This is a genomic window from Aquitalea sp. S1-19 (assembly GCF_024343515.1).
On the sequence record NZ_RJTZ01000172.1, the window covers coordinates 1 to 3,585 of the forward strand.

Here is a 3,585-nt window from a genome sequence, read left to right on the forward strand (position 1 = left end):
GCTGGGCGTGAAAGATGCCCAGCTCGAAGCAGTCAGCTATGGCAAGGAAAAACCGCGTGCCGAAGGCTCGAGCCCGGCTGACTATGCCGAAAACCGTCGCGCCGATGTGTCTTACGGCCAATAAGGTCTGAGTGCCGGGCTCCGGCAGTGTTGTTGGCTGCCTTTGCCTATGCTGGATAAAACACCGTCAGCTGTTGGCGGGGTTTTATCCACAGGAGCACGCCATGTCTAGCCGTATCTTGCTGTCTGCAGGCTTTACCGCCTTGCTTTTAGGCTGTACCACCGCGCCCCCTGCCCATGAGGAGCTGGAACCTGTGCCTCCCCGGCCGAATCTGGCGCTGATGGGGCCGGGGCCGGTGCTGGGGTTTAGCGCGCCGCAGTATTGCCCGGGCGCGCCATTACGCATGATTTACTATCCGTTTACCGATGCCGAGCGCGTCAAGCTGCAGGCGCACGCCGATTGCCTGAAGCATCACCCCAAGGTACAGGTATTGCTGCGCGCCCATGGCGCGGGCACAAGTGCCGAAATCGGCCAGCGCCTCGATGCTGCCTCCGCCGCGCTGGGGCAGGCGGGTGTCGCACCCGCGCAGTGGCAGCGTGACAGCCTGGTGGCCCGCCCTGAGGGCAAGGCGGCGGTAGAAGTCGTGTATCCTGAGGCAAAACCCGATTGATGAGCCGGCAGAAGCCGGCCCCGTTTTAGCCGGAGAAACCATGTTTGCAAGCCGTATGACCCTGCTGTCCTGTTCATTGCTGCTGGGGGCATGTGCCAGTACCTCGGATCTGGAACAGACCCGCGCCCAGCTGGATCAGGTCAACCGCCAGGCCACCGCACGCCTCTCCCAGATCGAGTCGCGCATCAGTAACGAGCGCCTGCTGGAAATGGTCAGCCGGGTGGACGGCATGCAGGCCGAGGTCGCCAAGCTGCGCGGCGACAACGAGATGCTGCAGTACAAGATCGGCGTGCTGGAAAAGCGCCAGAATGATCTGTATGCCGACATCGACCAGCGTCTGGGCCGTTTCGAAGGCGGGCGCAGTACCGAGCCGGCAAGCAGTAATGCCGCAGCGCCGGCGGAAAGCGTCGACGCGGTCCAGCAGGCGTTCGATCAGGCGCTGTCACCGCTACGCAAACGCGACTTTGCCCAGGCCGTGGTTGCACTGAAAGCCTTTGCCGACAGCAACCCCAATGCACCGCAGGCGCTGGACGCCACCTACTGGCGCGGCGTCGCCCATACCGCCTTGCGTCAATACGATGCGGCCATCGACATCCAGCGCCGCTTCGCCGATGAAAACCCGCGCCACCCCAAGGCACCGGATGCACTGCGCAATGTGGCCAATGCCCAGCGCGAGCTGGAGCAGGTCGACCAGGCGCGCATCACGCTGAAAAAGCTGATCAAGCTCTACCCGAACTCGGATGCCGCCGCCAAGGCCAAGCAGCAGCTGACGACGATGTGAGGCGCGGGGAGTAGGGAGTAGGGCGCGGCACTCACTACTCCCCACTCCCGTTCTTCTTCATCCATCCTTTCATGTCGAAATAATAAAGTGTTCCGGCCTGCATCCCTGATCAGGTAAAATTGCCCACTTCCTCTTTGCACGGGCATAAAGCGCCATGATCGAAGTCGGCATCGTAATGGGTAGTAATAGTGATTGGGACGTGATGCAGAACGCCGCTCGCGTACTCAAGGAATTCGGGGTCGCATTCGAGACGCGCGTAGTCTCCGCCCACCGTACGCCCGACCTGTTGTTCAGTTATGCCGAACAGGCCGAGGCGCGCGGCCTGAAGGCCATTATTGCCGGGGCCGGCGGTGCGGCGCACCTGCCGGGCATGCTGGCCGCCAAGACCCATGTGCCGGTGCTGGGTGTGCCGGTGCCATCCAAATACCTGCGCGGCGAAGATTCGCTGCTGTCCATCGTGCAGATGCCAAAGGGCATTCCGGTGGCGACCTTCGCCATCGGCGAGGCGGGCGCGGCCAATGCCGCGCTGTTTGCCATCGCCCAACTGGCGACCACCCGTCCGGAGCTGGCCGATCAGCTCAAGGCTTTCCGCCGCAAGCAGGAAGAAACCGTATTGGCGATGACGCTGCCGGAGGTCGAATAATGGCCGCCATCCTGCCGCCGGCGATGCTGGGCATTATCGGCGGTGGCCAGCTGGGGCGCATGTTTACCATTGCGGCCAAGACCATGGGTTATCGCGTCACCGTGCTGGAGCCTGATCCGCATTCCCCTGCCGCCGCTTTTGCCGATGTGCATCTGTGCGCGCCGTATGGCGACGCCACCGCACTGCAAACACTGGCCGATACTTGCGCGGCGGTGACTACCGAATTTGAAAACGTCGACGCCGACGCGATGCGTATGCTGGCGAAAACCACGCGCGTGTCGCCATCGGGCGACTGTGTGGCGATCGCGCAGGACCGTATCGCCGAGAAGGCATGGATAAGCAAAGCCGGTCTGCCGACTGCGCCCTATCTGGTGCTGGAGTCGGCGGCGGCACTGGCGGCTGTTTCCGATGACGCGCTGGCAGCGTATTTGCCGGGCATTCTTAAAACCGCGCGTCTGGGTTACGACGGCAAGGGCCAGCAGCGGGTGAAGACGCCGGCCGAGGCGCGTGCCGCCTTCGCCGACCTGGGCGTCGCCTGCGTGCTAGAGAAGATGCTGGACCTCAAGCTTGAGGTGTCGGCCATCGTTACCCGTACCAGCGCCAGCCAGATGGCGGTATTCCCGCTGGCGGAAAACCGCCACGCGAACGGTATCCTCGATGTGTCCATCGTGCCGGCGCGCATTGCTGCCGGCTTGGCGGCATCCGCGCAAACGATGGCGCAGCGTCTGGCTGACGAACTGGATTACGTTGGCGTGCTGGCCGTCGAATTCTTTGTGCTGGGCGACGACACGCTGGTGGTCAACGAGATCGCGCCGCGTCCGCACAATTCCGGCCACTACACGCTGACCGCCTGCGTCACCGACCAGTTCCAGCAGCAAGTGCGCGCGCTATGCGGCCTGTTGCCGGGTTCGACCGAACTGATGACCCCGGTCGTCATGGTCAACCTGTTGGGCGATGTGTGGGGCGAAGATGGCAGCGAGCCCAAGTGGAATGTGCTGGCCGAGGCGCCGAATGCGCAGCTTTATCTGTACGGCAAGCGCGAGGCGCGCAAGGGCCGCAAGATGGGCCACTTCAACGTGATGGCAGCTACGGCCGACGCGGCGCTGGAGCAGGCCGAGGCGCTGAAAGACACACTCTGATTCATCAGGCGAAGCCATAAGGCTTCGCCTTTTCTTTATCTGGAAAAATTCATGACCGGCATCACCACCACCCATCTCAATAGCCTGAAAAAAATCTACTCCGGCAAGGTGCGCGACCTGTACGAAATCGACGACAAGCGCATCCTGATGATTGCCACCGACCGTCTGTCGGCGTTCGATGTGATTCTGGATGATCCGATTCCGGCCAAGGGCCAGATACTGACCGCGATCTCCAACTTCTGGTTCGACAAACTGAAAGACGTGGTGCCCAACCATCTGACCGGCGACAAGCCGGAAGACATGGTGTCGGCCGAGGATTTGCCGCAGGTAGAAGGCCGTGCCGTGGTGGCG

The 3,585-nt window shown here is 62.5% G+C and carries 5 protein-coding genes; all 5 read left to right on the top strand.

Going from position 1 to position 3,585, the window contains the following annotated elements; all coding sequences use genetic code 11:
* Positions 1-224 precede the first annotated feature (224 nt).
* A complete protein-coding gene (locus EGI20_RS16530; protein WP_498632082.1) occupies positions 225-671 on the top strand; it encodes a hypothetical protein in 447 nt (148 codons plus the stop codon).
* Between the two features lie 40 nt (positions 672-711).
* Complete coding sequence (ybgF, locus tag EGI20_RS16535) at positions 712-1,452, top strand: tol-pal system protein YbgF (RefSeq protein ID WP_498632083.1); 741 nt, start codon at positions 712-714, stop codon at positions 1,450-1,452.
* Between the two features lie 154 nt (positions 1,453-1,606).
* Complete coding sequence (gene purE, locus EGI20_RS16540) at positions 1,607-2,095, top strand: 5-(carboxyamino)imidazole ribonucleotide mutase (RefSeq protein ID WP_498632786.1); 489 nt, start codon at positions 1,607-1,609, stop codon at positions 2,093-2,095.
* Positions 2,095-3,234, top strand: a complete 1,140-nt coding sequence (locus EGI20_RS16545; protein WP_498632788.1) for a 5-(carboxyamino)imidazole ribonucleotide synthase — start codon at positions 2,095-2,097, stop codon at positions 3,232-3,234. The genes purE and EGI20_RS16545 overlap by 1 nt, the downstream gene beginning before the upstream one ends.
* 51 nt (positions 3,235-3,285) lie before the next feature.
* Positions 3,286-3,585: phosphoribosylaminoimidazolesuccinocarboxamide synthase (locus EGI20_RS16550; protein ID WP_498632790.1), on the top strand; the 300-nt coding region annotated here is incomplete at its 3' end.